This window comes from Acetobacterium wieringae (assembly GCF_001766835.1).
GTDB classification, from domain to species: Bacteria; Bacillota; Clostridia; order Eubacteriales; family Eubacteriaceae; genus Acetobacterium; species Acetobacterium wieringae.
In genome coordinates this window covers 60,138-76,028 of the sequence record NZ_LKEU01000018.1, presented here as the reverse complement: position 1 = coordinate 76,028, position 15,891 = coordinate 60,138, and the positions used below count along the sequence as shown (strand labels likewise).

The window sequence follows — 15,891 nt, the reverse complement described above, 5'->3', positions numbered from 1 at the left end:
GAACTGATTTTTCGATCATACACTCTACGGTGGAAAAATTCTTAAAGTCATTAGAATTGAGGAGTACATCGTTAATCACAGTCAGATTTATTGGCGATCGGTATTGACATTATGATCAGCACATTTAAAAAGATGTGTTCATAATAAAAATAATGGATCAAGAATAGGTAATCAATGTGAGAAGAGAAGATGATTTTCAATTGAAATTCAGCGTAACAAACGGGAGAAATTTGGACGAGAGAACAGATTGTTCAGAAATTTATTTCATAAAAAATCCCCAATGCAAAATCGGCAGAAAAGGATCGTAAAAGCGAAATAAAAAGTAAGATAATCCCTGGAGCAAGTGAACTATTTACATTGGAAATGCGAAGCGGAAGATTTTTGATAAGCAGAAAGGGGTGAGTCCCAAAAAATGACAACTGAGATTGTAAGCTGAGGCCGATTCTACAGAATTAATTGTGGAATCGGCTTTCAGCTTTTTTGTGGTTGGACGGATCTATAAAAATGAGCGCTAGAAAATGGGTGGAGTTTAGAAGTCAGTTTTTTGATAATCATAAAAAAGTGAGGTTTGTTTAATGCTCGATTGGGTAATAAAAGACAATAAGCAAATGAGATTGGGAGATTTAGCATGATTGATTATCTTAAAAATGGTTTATTTGATATCCGATCCGATCAGATGGGTGCCGATGCTATCCACGAAAGTATTGTAGCTGGTGTGAAGCTAAAGGGTGCCCCGTTGATTATTCTTTTCTGTGCCATTATTGTCGCTTCGGTTGGTTTAAACACCAATTCAACGGCGGTTATTATTGGAGCGATGCTCATATCACCGCTGATGAATCCGATCATTGCCATGGGCTATAGTCTGGCGACCTATGACGGGTTATTGCTACGAAATGCCGCCCTTAATTTTATGATTCAGATTATTATTGCCCTGATTGGCGCTTCCATTTATTTCTCGCTGACCCCGATTCATGAGGCCACCAGTGAATTGATCGCCAGAACCGGGCCATCTTTTTTTGATATGTTGATTGCCTTTTTTGGTGGAACCGCCGGGGTCATCGGAATAACCAGAAAAGAAAAAACCAATGTCATTCCCGGTGTTGCCATTGCCACTGCACTCATGCCGCCAATGTGTACCGTAGGCTATGGCATCGCCAACAGCAACCCGGATTATATTTTCCCGGCAGCTTATTTATTTCTGATTAATGCTTTTTTTATTATGCTGGCAACCTTTGCTTTTTGTAAGCTGCTGCAGCTCAAGCAAGCTGCGGTGGTTAAAGAGCGCTTCAATAAAATTTTAAAGCGGGGGATCATTATTGGGATGATTCTGATCACCATTCCGGCAGCGGTTTCCGCAATCTATGTGTCGATTGATTCGATACTGAACCAGCATCTTACGGGTAAGGTTCAATCATTTGTGAATGCTGAAGTCGATTCGTCGACAACCACCACCATGCGAGCAACCATTGACCCGGAAAGAAAAAATCTGCGACTGGATTTGATTGGGGAAGTTTACAGCCCGGATCAGATTGATCGGATCACAACAAATATGGCCGACTATGGATTGGAAGGCTACACCCTGGAAGTGGTTCAGGACATCCGAACGACTCTCTTTAACTATTTTGAAAAAGAAAACAGTGCCGGCATATTGGAAGGTGAGATTGTGATTGTCTAAAACACTCACCCAAAGATTAAGATGAACCTAAAAACAGCCACACGATCCAGTTTGGATTTTGTGGCTGTTTTAGATGAGATAAGAAGCAATTTATTTTTTAGTTAAATAATTGTGACAGGCTCGGGCGGCTTCACGGCCTTCATTGATGGCCCAGACCACCAGACTTTGGCCCCGACGGATATCACCGGCAGCAAAGATAGTGTCCACACTGGTTTGGTAAACACCGTAATCGGCTTTGACATTGGAGCGGGGATCCCGATCCAGACCCAGTTGGTCAACCAGCAGGTCATCCGGTCCCAGAAAGCCCATCGCCAGTAAAACCAGATCTGCTGGCAGCACCTTTTCAGTTCCGGGGATTTCCTTCATGGTCATCCGTCCGTTTTCATCAGCAATCCACTCAATTTCGACGGTATGGACTTCTTTAACATGGCCTTCGGCATCGCCGACAATTTTTTTAGTGGTGGTACAGTATTGGCGGGGATCACTGCCATACAGGGCCACTGCTTCTTCCTGACCATAATCCAGCTTGTAGGTTTTGGGCCATTCCGGCCAGGGATTGGTTTCTGCTCGGGAGGTCGGCGGTTTTGGCATGATTTCCAATTGCAGCACGCTTTTACAGCCATGACGGATCGAGGTGGCCACACAGTCGGTACCAGTATCACCACCCCCGATAATGACCACATGCTTGTCTTTGGCAGATGTATAGTTGCCATCGGTCAGGTTGGAGTCCAGCAGGCTTTTGGTGTTGGCTGATAAAAAGTTGATTGCGAAATCAACGCCTTTAAGATTTCGGCCTTCCACTGGCAGATCCCGGGGTTTGGTGGCGCCACCACATAAAACCACCGCATCGTAATCAGCTTTTAAATCGGCAACGGCGTAGTCTTTACCGACCTCGGTACGGGTGACAAAGTTAATTCCTTCGGCGGTCATCAGGTCAACCCGACGCTGAACGACAGCAATCTTATCCAGCTTCATGTTGGGGATACCATACATCAGCAGTCCCCCAATCCGGTCGGCCCGCTCGTAAACTGTAACATTATGGCCAGCTTTATTGAGTTCCGCCGCACAGGCCAGGCCAGCTGGTCCGGAGCCCACCACGGCGATTTTTTTATCGGTTCGCAGTTTTGGTGGGTTTGGCGTAATCCAGCCTTCTTTAAAAGCATGATCGATGATGGTGCATTCATTGGTTTTGATGGTTACCTGTGGTTGGTTTAAGCCGACGGTGCAGGCCCCTTCACAGGGAGCCGGGCAAACCCGGCCAGTGAATTCAGGGAAATTATTGGTGTTAAGCAGTCGAATTAGGGCTTCTTTCCACAACCCCTTGTAAATCATATCATTCCATTCAGGGATTAAATTATGAATTGGGCAGCCAGAGGCGCCGCCAGCAATCATCATGCCAGAGTGGCAATAGGGTACGCCGCAATCCATACAGCGGGCGCCCTGAAGACGTTGTTTTTCTTCCGGCAGCTCTAAATGAAATTCCTGCCAGTCTTTAATCCGTTCAAGAGGTTCCCGATCCTTGGGCACTTCCCGGTTATATTCTAAAAATCCTGTTGATTTTCCCATAATTGTTTACCTCCTCTCTAGTTTCCACTTACCCGGGACAGATCCCGGTTATTTTCTTCGAAAGCCGCCATTAAGGCCTCATCGCCGGTAAGACCGAGGGCTTTAACCCGTTCCATGGCATCCAGCATCCGTTTATAATCTCGAGGTAAAACCTTGGTGAATTGTTTTGCGTAGTGATCAAAGTCATCCAGGATTTTTTGAGCCAGTGAGCTGTTGGTATAATCATGGTGTTTGATGATCAACTCTTTAAGCTCAGCCAATTCGACCGCATCGGTGATTTTTACCAGATCAACCATTTCAGCATTGCAGGATTCACAGAAGTTTTCATCCAAGTCCAGCACATAAGCAATTCCACCGGACATTCCGGCGGCAAAATTTCGCCCGGTTTTTCCCAGAATGACGACCTTTCCGCCGGTCATGTATTCACAACCATGATCGCCCACTGCTTCAACAACGGCAGTAACACCGCTGTTTCTTACACAGAAACGTTCACCGGCGGCACCTCGAATAAAAGCCTCGCCTTCGGTGGCGCCGTAAAAGGCGACATTTCCAACGATGATGTTTTCTTCTGGAACAAAGGTCGCTTCTTTAGGTGGATAAATGACCATTTTTCCACCGGATAAGCCTTTACCGAAATAGTCGTTGGCATCACCTTCCAGCTTGATGGTCATGCCTTTGGGCATAAAGGCACCAAGACTTTGTCCGGAAGAACCTTTGAGGTTAATGGTGATGGTGTCTTCAGGAAGACCAGCTTCACCATAGCGTTTGGTAACTTCATTTCCGACGATGGTACCGACAACCCGGTTGACATTTTTAATTGTGGTGTTAATGACCACTTTTTCAGCTTTTTCCAAAGCAGGTTGGCAGAGTGCCAGGAGTTCGGTTAGATCCTTGGATTTTTCGATATTGTGGTTTTGCTTGATTTGACAATATAAACCGCCGCCTTCTGGAATGGCTGGTTGGTATAAAATACTGGAGAAATCCAGTCCTTTGGTTTTCCAATGATCAATGGCTTTGTTCATTTCCAGTTTATCGGAACGGCCAACCATTTCATCAATGGTTCGAAAACCGAGTTCGGCCATGATTTCCCGCAGTTCCTGGGCAATAAATTTCATAAAGTTAACAACATGACCAGGATCACCCGTAAATCGCTTGCGTAGCTCAGGGTTTTGTGTTGCCACCCCAACCGGGCAGGTATCCAGATGGCAGACCCGCATCATAACACAACCAAGAATAACCAGTGGTGCAGTCGCAAAGCCGTATTCCTCAGCGCCCAGTAAGGTTGCCACCGCTAAATCTTTACCCGTAAGCAGTTTACCGTCCGTTTCAACTTTTACCCGGGTTCTCAGGTTATTGAGTACCAGCGTCTGATGGGTTTCCGCCAGTCCAAGTTCCCAGGGTAAACCGGCGTGTCGGATACTGGTTCGCGGTGAGGCGCCAGTACCGCCATCGTAACCACTGATTAGAATCACATCGGCTTTTGCTTTGGCAACACCAGCGGCAATGGTTCCAACACCAACTTCAGAAACCAGTTTGACATTGATACTGGCTTCACGGTTGGCATTTTTCAAGTCATGAATCAGCTCGGCTAAATCCTCAATGGAATAAATATCATGGTGTGGCGGTGGTGAAATCAAGCCGACACCAGGTGTTGAATAGCGGGTCTTGGCAACCCAGGGGTAAACTTTACGACCTGGCAATTGTCCACCTTCCCCTGGTTTTGCACCCTGGGCCATTTTGATCTGAATTTCCTGGGCACTGGACAGATAGTGGCTGGTCACGCCAAAACGACCGGACGCCACCTGTTTAATGGCACTGAGTCGGGAATCGCCATTGTGCAGAGGAATGTGTCGTTCGGGATCTTCGCCGCCTTCACCGGTATTACTCTTGCCACCAATCCGGTTCATGGCAATGGCCAGACATTCATGGGCTTCGCTGCTTAACGAACCGTAGGACATCGCTCCGGTTTTAAAGCGGGTACAAATGCTTTCGACGGATTCAACTTCATCAATGGAAATCGGCGCAAGATCTTTAAAAGTCATCATGCCTCTTAACGTACAGGTTCGTTGGCTTTGTTCGTTAATCAGAGCTGTGTATTCCTGATAGGTCTGATAATCACCGTTTCGGCAGGCAGTTTGCAGTTTATAAACAGCTTCGGGGTTATAGGTGTGATATTCACCATCGGCCCGCCATTGAAAATTACCGCCGGATTCCAGTGCATTGGCATCGCCAAAGGGATTACGGTAGGCCTCATCATGACGCATTTGTGATTCCCGGGCGATTTCGTTGATGCCAATCCCTTCGATTCGCGAAGGGGTTCGAGTGAAGTATTTATCAATAACTTCGGAGTTGATCCCCACGGCTTCAAAAATTTGGGCACCATGATAACTCAGAATGGTTGAGATACCCATTTTTGACAGAACCTTGATGACCCCTTTACTGACGGTTTTGATATAGGTTTTGACCGCTTTTTCATAGGCTACATCGGTTAACATGCCACGATCAATCAGGTCAGCAACGCTTTCGAAAGCCAGATAGGGATTAACAGCGGTGGCGCCATAGCCGATCAGTACGGCAAAATGATGAACCTCCCGGGGTTCGCCGGACTCGACAACTAAACTGACTCGGGTTCGGGTCAAATTATTGACCAAATGATGATGGAGACCAGCAATCGCCAGTGCCGATGGGATGGGAACCATTTTTTCATTGACGCCCCGGTCAGAAAGGACGATGATCGTATTGCCGTCAGCAATTGCCTGATCAGCGGCAGCAAAAATGTCGTTCAGGGCTTTTTCCAGACCGTCACCACCGGTATTGCTTTCAAACAAGGTGGATAAGGTAATGGTTTTAATTCGGGGATCATTAAGCTCCCGGATTTTTTCCAGATCTTCATTGCTAAGAATAGGCATATCCAGACTGATCTGATGGCAGCTTTCAGGCAATGGATTAATCAGGTTACCTTCGCCGCCGAGATAGACTTCCGTTCCGGTGATCAATTCCTCCCGCAGGGCATCAATTGGCGGGTTGGTTACCTGAGCGAACATCTGCTTGAAGTAATTAAACAGAACCTGGGATTTATCGGACAAAACGGCCAGTGGAATATCGTTACCCATTGCACCAATCGGATCAACACCGTCTTTAGCCATTGGGATAATCAATGCTTTTAAATCTTCATAAGTGTAGCCGAAAGTTTTTTGACGCTGAATCAGGGTTGCCTTATCAGTGACATACTTTGTCTTTGGTTCTGGTAATTTGGTGATCGGGATGTTATGTTTTTCAAGCCATTCGGCGTAAGGCTGTTGCGATGCAACGGCGTGTTTCAGATCTTCATCGTTGATGATTTCACCTTTTTCAGTGTCAATCATCAACATTCGTCCTGGTTTTAAACGCTCCTTGCAAAGAATGTTTTCAGGGGGAATGTCTAAAACACCGACTTCTGAGGAAAGAATAACCATGTCGTCCTTGGTCACATAGTAGCGGGAAGGACGGAGGCCGTTACGGTCAAGAACGGCACCCAGGCGAACACCGTCGGTGAACGCAATGGCGGCAGGTCCGTCCCAAGGTTCCAGCATTCTGGCGTGGTAATTATAGAAGGCTTTTTTCTCAGGACTCATGGTTTGGTGCTTGGCCCAGGGTTCAGGGATCATCATCATGGCACTGTGAGCCAGAGAACGTCCGGTCAGACTCAAAAATTCAAAGGTGTTATCAAAGATGGACGAGTCACTACCATCGACATCAACAACCGGGAAGGTCTTTTCCAGCTCATTGCCAAAAAGCTCGCTCTGGAGCAGGGATTGACGGGCGTACATCCAGTTGACGTTGCCTCGAAGGGTATTAATTTCACCGTTATGGATCACATAGCGGTTGGGGTGCGCTCTTTCCCAGCTGGGGAAGGTATTGGTACTGAAACGGGAATGAACCATGGCAATGGCAGTGGTCACATCGGGATCCTGTAAATCCAGATAAAACTGACCGACCTGATCTTCGGTTAGCATCCCTTTATAGACGATGGTACGGGATGAAAAACTGGCAGCGTAAAAGGATAGTCCGGCTTTTTTTGTTTTCTTTTCAGCCTGTTTTCGAATGGTGTAAAGCTTGCGCTCGAAATCCATGGTATCGGTTAAAGCCGCATCTTTTTGAATAAACACCTGTTTGAGGAAAGGCATACTGTCAACGGCGGTTTTTCCCAGATCACAAAGATCCACCGGAACATCACGCCAGCCCAGCAGGGTTTGACCCTCTTCGATGATAATGTCTTCCAGAATTCTTTCGCATTGGTTTCTTTCATTGACATCGGTGGGCATAAATAACATCCCCAAACCATAGTCGCCAGGTTGGGGCAGAGTAAAGCCTTCTTTAATCGAAGCTTTTTCCATAAACTGGTGGGGGATCTGGATCAGAATTCCGGCACCATCGCCAGTGTTCTGTTCGGAGCCCCGACCGCCACGGTGTTGTAAATTAACAAGTGTTGTTAAGGCCTGCTTTACAATATCATGGGATTTTTTTCCTTTGATATGGACAATCGCTCCAATACCACAGGCATCATGTTCGAAAGCGGGATCATAAAGTCCCTGCTTTGGTGGTAAACTAGTGTGTTTCATACGCATTTTAACCTTCCTCAGAAAAATCTTTTGTTATGACCAGAATACTATTGGTTGAGTAAACATTCAATAGTATTTATTATTATAAAACGGGAATTTATTATTTCCTTCTATATATATTATAAGTATCCATCGTCAGCGAAAGAAATATTAGTAAAATATTAAGCTTAAAAAATCCCCGATTGTTATAGACAAGATGGAGTCTTATAATTATACTATAAAGACAGATAATTACCACAAAAATTTATTGATCGAATCGAATAAATGGCGCTTTTTTTATAATGTATTTTGCAAATTAATGCAATCAGTGTTTTTGAATGGCGTTCAATTGTATGCCAAAACCGCACAGTTAAGCCCTGTATTCATTTACAGATTACGTTGATTAAATCTCAACGATGTATGGGTTCGGGCTAAATGTTTTTTTAAGATTTTATTCAATAATAATAGCTCTATCATGAAACAGAACCCATTGAGTTTGCTTCCGATAGAGCTAATTGATTTTTTCTATTAAGATTTAAAACATTTCTTTACTGAGTTGGTCGATCACTTCGCTGGTAGCTTCATAAACCCCAGGGAACGAGCTGATATTTAATCCTTGACTTAAATTTGGTATAAAATAGAGTTTGCCACATTCCTCGCAGGCTTTTTTCGCATCTTCATAAATTTTTTCACGGGTCCAGCCAGGGAAATCAACCCGGCCGCTATCAATGTCGCCCATAAACGAAATTTGACCACCGTATTTTTTGATCAATTCTGGCACGTTGTTCGTTGTCATAACGCCCTGCCAGATATCAACACCCATTTCGATCATTTCTGGAACGAGCGTCGCAGCATAGGAGTCACTGTGGTGAACAATCAGTTCAACACCATTGGCTTTCCAGAAGCCGTAGACTTTCTTGTAGGCAGGCAGAATGAACTCATCAAACATTGCCGGAGAGATAAATGTAGAGATTTGGCTGCCCCAATCGTCATGATGGAATAAAGCATCGGGTTGAATATGTTTGAGATATTCATTGGCATAAGCCAATTCATACTCAACAACATAATCGATCAGTTCTTTCATGGCTTCGGGTTCTTCGTACAAAGCCATCAGAGCATCTTCCATGCTCATCAGATGGTGGGTCATTTCAAAAATACCAGGAGCACAAAATGCGGTGACAAATTTGTCGTTGCGGTCAACTGAATTGGCATGGGCAACGGCAGCAGCCCAGGCTTCTTCTGAGGTTTCAATGGCCGGAGCTTTGACTTGGTTCTTCCAATCGGTGATATCTTTTAAGGCCTTGTGTTCGTCATCATGCATGGGAAATGAACCGATTTGATCGGCAGGCCAATCGAAGGTGATGCCCCATTTGTTTTTTACTCGTGTACCAGGAGCAGGTGCCAGCGGTAAATCCATGGGAGCCTCCATGATCAGATCCATAAACTCGTATTGATTGACAAAGCGATCGGGGTTTCCGCCTTTGATGGTTTCCATTAAGTTTTGTCGTTTTGTTAACATAATAATACCTCCTGAAATTTTGGTATGTTTAATAGAATGGTGGAAATGTTAGGTTTTTGGAATTGTTGTAATTAATTTTTTAAGAAGGATGAATTTAAGCGGTAACCAGCTCTTTCGCTTTAACGGCAGCGCTACCGGCATCAGGGGCATAACCATCAGCACCGACTTCAGCAGCATATTCTGGGGTGACCGGGGCGCCGCCAACAATCACTTTCATCTCCGGATGAGCGGCTTTAATGGTCTGTACTGCTTCTTTTAAGGCTGGCATGGTGGTGGTCAATAGACCGGAACAGGCCACCAGTTTGACATTGGCATTGTCTTTAACCGCCTGAACAAAGGTATCAGCAGGGACATCAACGCCCAAATCAACCATATCAAAACCAGCACTTTCAATCATCATCGAAACCAGGTTTTTACCGATATCGTGAAGGTCACCGGCAACCGTACCGATGATGCAGGTGCCCAGCGAGGTGGAACCATCGCCAGCCATCAGTGGCTTTAATACTTCCACGCCTTTTGACATGGCTTTGGCAGCAATTAGCATTTCCGGGACAAAAATTTCGCCGGATGAGAATTTGTCCCCAACGATGCCCATGGAATCAACCATGGCCTGGAGAATTTCTGCAGGTGAGCTGCCTTCGTCGAGTGCTTCCTGTACCAGTCCGGGGACCAGTTTTGATTTTCCAGCTTCGACCTTTGCTTTGACTTCTTGAATTTTTGACATATTTTCCTCCTTGTGTGGTGTTTTTATTAGCGATGCTTACGTGTGTGCGTAAGCGAATCGTCAAATACATTAAAGTGATGAGTAAAACGAACACGTTTACAACCAATATTGTAATTGCTTGCGAGCAATTACAATATATATGATCGATCGCAAAAAGTCAACTAAATTCGTAAAATAAAAATAAACAACCAAAAAAAGCCTTAAGAAAACGATTAATATCTCAATAAAACAAAAAATAAAAGATGCCGCTATTGTTTGCGAACAATAGCGGCATCTTCGATATACAAATAATTTTTTACTTGCGTTAATTGGGGATATTCTTCGAGCAATCGATCAATGGTACAGTTGGCTGAGCTGATTAGAGACTTAATTAGCAAATGATTCGAATCAATTTTTAGCGAGTAAAACATCTGATTGATACAGAGATCGAAAATTTCTTCTTTTGAAATTTGGATTTCCTTTTCGTACTGCTTCATGGTTAAGGCCCGAATTACTCCAAAAGAGGCAGTTACAGCACAATCCAGGGTGAGACCTTTGTCGGAGCTGGCAATTTGATTGTTCTGGGCAACCAATGTTTTATATAGTTCATAAAGATTGCCATCCCGGGTGGCTTTTTCAAGTAAATCGAATTTATTCATTTCGTAAATAAAGCGGTCATAGTGCGGGTCAATTCCGGTCAGCTTAAAATGTAATTTAAAAAAGGTGATTAACTGTAACAATTCATCATCCGTGGGGAGATACTTAAGCAAATGCGAATAGAGCGTCTCATAATTGTAATTGAGCATATCACTGGCGATAATGTCTTTGGTTTTAAAATAATAGGTGACCAAACCCAGATTGACTCCAGCTTCTTTGGCGATCATGGTGTTTGGTGTGTTGGCGTAACCGTTTTCCAGGTATAGCCGTTTGGCGGTATTATAGATTTTATCTCTGGTATTCATGGTGGCTGTCCTCATTCTTTTGTAGTATAAGGATATAATAGCATAAAAAATGAAACGTCGTCCATGTCTAATTTATTTGTATGGAGACTGTGCTGAGTTATTGAAATGATAACAAGAAAAAAAGATAAAAAGAAGCGAATCAAGATTTAAGATGTACATATTCGGGTAAAAATTATATAATTAAATAACAGCCGAAATTTTGAAGCTGATTCAATCCTGAAATTAAGAAAGACGAGGGTTATGGAATGAATAGACTTAAGTTATTGCTTGTGTCGGGTGTTGTGATGATATTGGTGTCCGTTCTGGTAGGATGCGGCGGAAATACAACTAGTGGCAGTGCTACCGGTCAATCTAATGTTTCGAGAGATACCGTGTATGAGTTTTATGATAAGGTGCAATTAGATCAGAACAAGGAACAGGTCGATGCCGAATTGGGTGTGCTTCCGACCGAAAGTGCCCAAATGAAAAACAGCTTTGCATATGTGAATGATAACACCGGTTTTGGGGTGAGTGTTTTGTTTGACGAAAATGGATTGGCTACCAGTAAAACCTTGTTTTATCCGATGACCGAAGATCTGGCTTTTTTAACAACAAAGCCGGTAACCGAGGCGCAGGCAGAGAGTATTCCTGATGGAGCGACGTACGACGAAGTCAAAAAGATCCTCGGCGGCGATGGGACCGAAACCAGTGCGACGCAGATTCCCTTTGAAGATAATAAGGTTAGCTATATAAGGGTTTGGGTTAACCAGGATGGAACCATGCTTCAGGCTGTCTTTCTAACGGATGGAACCACCAGTAATGTGATGTTTTTCGATTAATGAGAACAATATCTCAAACTGTCTTTTGGCAGCTTGAGATATTTTTTATCGGGTAATTACTATGGCAACTGATCAGGTTGCTGACATGGAAATAAAAATACATTATATTGAATATTAGCAAGATTTAGGGGTGGAGAAATGATATCAGTAAGTGCCACAATCATATTAGTTTTAGTCATTATAATCGGCCTTGTTTTTGCATTGACAAATGGGCTTCACGATGCCAGTTCGGTGGTGGCAACCTTTATCAATTGTGGAGCCGCCAGCCCGAAACAAGCCATTGCGGTCGCCTCTATCTTTGGTCTGATTGGGGCGGTAGTCGGCGGGAATCTGGTGGCTGATGCGATATCAGAGCTGATTGATCTGCCAACCGATGCTGCTTTATTGACGATTCTTTTTGCGGCAGTTTTCGGAGCGACCTTATGGAATTTAATAACCTGGAAATTGGGGTTGCCTTCCAGTTCCACCCATGCACTCATCGGCGGAATCATTGGTGCTGTGATGGTATCTTCTGGTTATGAACATATTTTATGGGGCTGGGCAGAGCTGATTGGTGAGAGCCACCAAATCACCGGTATTGTAAAAGTGATTATGGCCTTGTTTTTGTCTCCGGTTATTGGTTTTGCGATTGCCTTTTTTCTGGAAAAAATGACAAAGCTGCTGTTGCGTAATGCCAGGGTTTCCATCAATAAGCGGATCAATAAAATTCAGTGGTTCATCGTGGCGGGTCTTGCTTACAGCCATGGGTCCAATGATACCCAAAAGATTATTGGGCTATTCACATTGGCTCTGGCCGCCTGGAGCGGCACGGTTGTTCATTCGGCACCGCTATGGGCTCGGGTCAGTGGTGGAATTGTCATGTTCATGGGCACCTTGCTGGGTGGATGGAGTATCATGAAGACGCTGGGACGGGGCATTTTTGATATTAAACCGCTGCATAGCTTAAATTCGCAATTATCCTCGGTAAGTTCGATTTTAGGGGCAAACCTGGTTGGGGCACCGGTTTCAACAACGCATGTTGTCGTTGGTGGGATTATGGGAGTAGGTGCTGGCGATGAATATAAAATGGTTCATTGGGGTATCGTTAAAGAAATTCTGGTAGCGTGGTGTATTACCATTCCCTTGTCGGCTTTGGTATCCGCCTTTATTTATACCATAACAACAGTTATTTTTAATGTGATTTAGAAAGTGAGAAAAACATAATGGAGAAAAGAAATATAATTGATCGGATTTTTCCAATAAAATATCATTTTCATCAGATGCTGTTTATGCAGGCCCAAAGCAATGCATTGGGGGTAGGTGCCTTATATGATTGGTTGAAAAGCTCAGCAGAATCGGATTGTGAAGCATTGACCCGATATGTAAAGGAAGCGGATGAAATCCGGATGGAAATGGAAAAAAATCTGACGGAAGCATTTGCAACGCCTTTTGACCGGGGGGATATCTACTCCATATCGGTAGGGATGAACCGGGTTCTTAAATACGCGCAGTCAACGCTTATTTCCATGAAAACCTTTGATGTCAAAGCCAATGAAACCATCATCAGTATGGTGGAACAGTTAAACTTAGGCGTGGAAATTTTTGCTGAGGCGGTTCAAGATCTTAAAAAGAACCATGGCAAATCTGAGGAAGCGGTGGGCAAAATGAGAGCGACCCACCGGGAAATCGAAAAACTCTATATGGATGGCATGGTGTTTGTATTTGCTGGAACCGACCCCATGGAGGCTCTAAAGAAACGGGAAGTTTATCATCATATCAAAGATGCTTCAACAAACCTGGAAGAAACGGTGGATGTACTGCATCGGATTATTGTGAGGCTGACATAAAGCTGGTTATTAGATATCTAAGAAACAAAATGATATGAAGAAAAGTCTATGGATGTAGATTCTTTTTTTGGCGACCCTTTCAATAATGTGAGGCGCTTTAAGACAGTATTAAGAGTAAGTGATGTTAAAAATATATGGAATAATTTTATTATGTTTGATTTACAAAAGAAATCGATCCGTTTAAGCAAATATAATATTAAAATCTTTAAGCATTGTCTGAAATGATGCAGAAAATAAAGTATTTATGTTATAGTAATATATCCTAAATGGCATGAGTATTAGAAGAGTAAAGGATTACATCATGAATGATAATGTAAACAAAACCAACGCCAGAAACAGCGCAGGAGGACATCATGAATAAGAGATTTGGCATATTAAAACGAGGATTGGCAATCATGACCGTTTTTTGTTTGTTGTTTCCAGCGACGAGCCACGCAGAAGATTCAGTTAATCCGGCAGTTCAGTCTATTATGACGACAACGCCAGTGGAAATGAGTGCGCCAGGGGGTGACGGGGCGGAATCCGGTGATGGGGAACCTACCGAGATTGAAACCATGGAACAGCTGCCGGAAGTAAATACCAACGAAAATCTGGAGCAACAAATCATTATTGTTTACGCCAAAAGTGGTGAAGACAATGTTAAAGAGCTGGCATTGACTACCGAGGAGGTGGCTTCTGGAGAGCAGCTATCGAACCGGGTTGATCTGATCGAAGTCAGTGATAAAACAAATGTGGATGCGCTGATGGCTGATCTGGCTCAGAATCCCAATGTCCTGACGGTGGATAAAAACGACAAAATTCAAGTGACATCATTGCCCAATGATCCTTATGTGACCAATGGTTCGGCCTGGCAGTTTCAACGAATCGGTGCCGATCAGATCTGGAACCAGATATCCAATGCCGACCCGGTGGTAGTGGCTGTGATTGATACTGGATTAAATGTCAATCATCCGGATCTGATTGGCAACACGGTGGCCGGGTATGATTTTGTGACCGGCAAGACAAACGTGGTGGATCTGGCTGGCCACGGTACTGCTGTCAGTGGGTGTATTGCGGCGGTTACCAATAATGGAATTGGCACAGCGGGAATTTCCGGTTTGGCCAATATTAAAATTGCCCCTTACCGTACCGGGGGGATGTATAGCGGGGATACTCAGCTGGATGTGGCCTATATTTGCGCTGCCATTCTTTCGGCTGCAGAGCGGCCGGAGGTAAAGGTCATCAATATGAGTTTTGGCGGATACGGAACCTTTTCTTCACTGGCGGTAGCAGTTAGTGAGGCGGTCAGCGCCGGTAAAATAGTGGTGGCATCATCAGGTAACGAAGGTGAGTCCTGGAATTCCCGGGTGGGACAATATGCCTATCCGGCATCTTATGACCATGTTATATCGGTAGGTGCTACAAACAAGGATAACAACCGGGCTTCCTTTTCTCAGTATAATGATCGGGTGGATTTGGTGGCCCCAGGCCAATCCGTTTTAACCACCGCCAGAAGTGGCGGCTACGAATATGCCAGTGGTACGTCTTTTTCCAGTCCGATTGTGGCTGGCGCCTGTGCAGTATTGATGGCAGCGGATGCCAGTCTCGATGCCGAAGCGGTTGAAACGCTTCTAAAAAGTACCGCCCTGGATCTGGGAACAACCGGTAGCGATCCTTACTATGGTAGTGGGTTGATTCAGTTGGGTTTGGCGGTGGCAGCCATTCATTCAAGTGACACAGTGGGGTCGACCTATCGTACCCACGTCCAGAATATCGGCTGGCAGGACTGGAAAAGTGACGGTCAGAGCAGTGGTACATCAGGCCAATCCCTGCGATTGGAGGGAATTGAGATAAAAATGAATAATCTGGGCAATGATCTCGGGATTGAGTATCAGACCCATGTTCAGAACATTGGTTGGCAGGGTTTTAAGCGAGATGGTCAAACCAGTGGAACCTTTGGCCAATCCCTGCGGTTGGAGGCGATTCAAATTCGTTTGACCGGCGCTGCGGCAACCAGCTACGATGTCTATTATCGGGTTCACAGCCAGAATTACGGCTGGTTGGATTGGGCCAAAAATGGCGGTAGCTCCGGAACTCAGGGAAAGTCTCTGCGACTGGAAGCGATCGAAATTCGCATTGTACCTAAAGGTGCGACAGCACCCGGATCGACCAGTCGGCCATTTGTCAGCTAAAAAAAGAATTGGCAATAAAAATTTTATGAATAAAAGCAGTTTTTATGGGTAATGAACGTATAAGAAATCAT

The 15,891-nt window shown here is 44.5% G+C and carries 10 protein-coding genes; 5 read left to right on the top strand and 5 right to left on the bottom strand.

Annotation, left to right across the window (positions count from 1 at the left end; genetic code table 11):
• Positions 1-628 precede the first annotated feature (628 nt).
• Positions 629-1,675 carry a DUF389 domain-containing protein gene (locus tag ACWI_RS04590; protein WP_070370252.1) on the top strand — a complete coding sequence of 349 codons (1,047 nt, stop codon included), beginning with the start codon at positions 629-631 and terminating at the stop codon, positions 1,673-1,675.
• Positions 1,676-1,765: 90 nt separating this feature from the next.
• On the opposite strand, the gene ACWI_RS04585 is transcribed toward ACWI_RS04590, so the two are convergent.
• The 5 genes from ACWI_RS04585 to ACWI_RS04565 all read right to left on the bottom strand — a co-directional run bounded on the left by ACWI_RS04585 (position 1,766) and on the right by ACWI_RS04565 (position 11,005).
• Complete coding sequence (locus tag ACWI_RS04585; RefSeq protein ID WP_070370251.1) at positions 1,766-3,241, bottom strand: glutamate synthase subunit beta; 1,476 nt, start codon at positions 3,239-3,241, stop codon at positions 1,766-1,768.
• A 17-nt stretch (positions 3,242-3,258) separates the two neighbouring features.
• Complete coding sequence (gene gltB / locus ACWI_RS04580) at positions 3,259-7,842, bottom strand: glutamate synthase large subunit (protein ID WP_070370306.1); 4,584 nt, start codon at positions 7,840-7,842, stop codon at positions 3,259-3,261.
• A gap of 514 nt (positions 7,843-8,356) precedes the next feature.
• Positions 8,357-9,340, bottom strand: a complete 984-nt coding sequence (locus tag ACWI_RS04575) for a uroporphyrinogen decarboxylase family protein (protein ID WP_070370250.1) — start codon at positions 9,338-9,340, stop codon at positions 8,357-8,359.
• A 94-nt stretch (positions 9,341-9,434) separates the two neighbouring features.
• Positions 9,435-10,064, bottom strand: a complete 630-nt coding sequence (locus tag ACWI_RS04570; RefSeq protein WP_070370249.1) for a corrinoid protein — start codon at positions 10,062-10,064, stop codon at positions 9,435-9,437.
• Positions 10,065-10,312: 248 nt separating this feature from the next.
• A complete protein-coding gene (locus tag ACWI_RS04565; RefSeq protein WP_070370248.1) occupies positions 10,313-11,005 on the bottom strand; it encodes a TetR/AcrR family transcriptional regulator in 693 nt (230 codons plus the stop codon).
• Positions 11,006-11,250: 245 nt separating this feature from the next.
• Between ACWI_RS04565 and ACWI_RS04560 the strand changes: the two genes are divergently transcribed.
• The 4 genes from ACWI_RS04560 (at position 11,251) to ACWI_RS04545 (ending at position 15,820) form a co-directional block, all read left to right on the top strand.
• The gene (locus ACWI_RS04560) at positions 11,251-11,823 is read left to right on the top strand and encodes a hypothetical protein (protein ID WP_070370247.1); all 573 of its coding nucleotides are present in this window, start codon (positions 11,251-11,253) and stop codon (positions 11,821-11,823) included.
• Between the two features lie 138 nt (positions 11,824-11,961).
• Complete coding sequence (locus ACWI_RS04555) at positions 11,962-13,008, top strand: inorganic phosphate transporter (RefSeq protein WP_070370246.1); 1,047 nt, start codon at positions 11,962-11,964, stop codon at positions 13,006-13,008.
• A gap of 17 nt (positions 13,009-13,025) precedes the next feature.
• Positions 13,026-13,649 carry a DUF47 domain-containing protein gene (locus ACWI_RS04550; protein WP_070370245.1) on the top strand — a complete coding sequence of 208 codons (624 nt, stop codon included), beginning with the start codon at positions 13,026-13,028 and terminating at the stop codon, positions 13,647-13,649.
• Between the two features lie 353 nt (positions 13,650-14,002).
• The gene (locus tag ACWI_RS04545; RefSeq protein WP_070370244.1) at positions 14,003-15,820 is read left to right on the top strand and encodes a S8 family serine peptidase; all 1,818 of its coding nucleotides are present in this window, start codon (positions 14,003-14,005) and stop codon (positions 15,818-15,820) included.
• Positions 15,821-15,891: the final 71 nt, after the last annotated feature.

Coding starts and splice junctions, on each gene's coding strand:
- ACWI_RS04565 (WP_070370248.1), bottom strand. CDS start 11,005: ATGAATACCAGAGATAAAATCTATAATACCGCCAAACGGCTATACCTG.
- ACWI_RS04575 (WP_070370250.1), bottom strand. CDS start 9,340: ATGTTAACAAAACGACAAAACTTAATGGAAACCATCAAAGGCGGAAAC.
- ACWI_RS04560 (WP_070370247.1), top strand. CDS start 11,251: ATGAATAGACTTAAGTTATTGCTTGTGTCGGGTGTTGTGATGATATTG.
- ACWI_RS04570 (WP_070370249.1), bottom strand. CDS start 10,064: ATGTCAAAAATTCAAGAAGTCAAAGCAAAGGTCGAAGCTGGAAAATCA.
- ACWI_RS04545 (WP_070370244.1), top strand. CDS start 14,003: ATGAATAAGAGATTTGGCATATTAAAACGAGGATTGGCAATCATGACC.
- ACWI_RS04585 (WP_070370251.1), bottom strand. CDS start 3,241: ATGGGAAAATCAACAGGATTTTTAGAATATAACCGGGAAGTGCCCAAG.
- ACWI_RS04555 (WP_070370246.1), top strand. CDS start 11,962: ATGATATCAGTAAGTGCCACAATCATATTAGTTTTAGTCATTATAATC.
- gltB (WP_070370306.1), bottom strand. CDS start 7,842: ATGAAACACACTAGTTTACCACCAAAGCAGGGACTTTATGATCCCGCT.
- ACWI_RS04590 (WP_070370252.1), top strand. CDS start 629: ATGATTGATTATCTTAAAAATGGTTTATTTGATATCCGATCCGATCAG.
- ACWI_RS04550 (WP_070370245.1), top strand. CDS start 13,026: ATGGAGAAAAGAAATATAATTGATCGGATTTTTCCAATAAAATATCAT.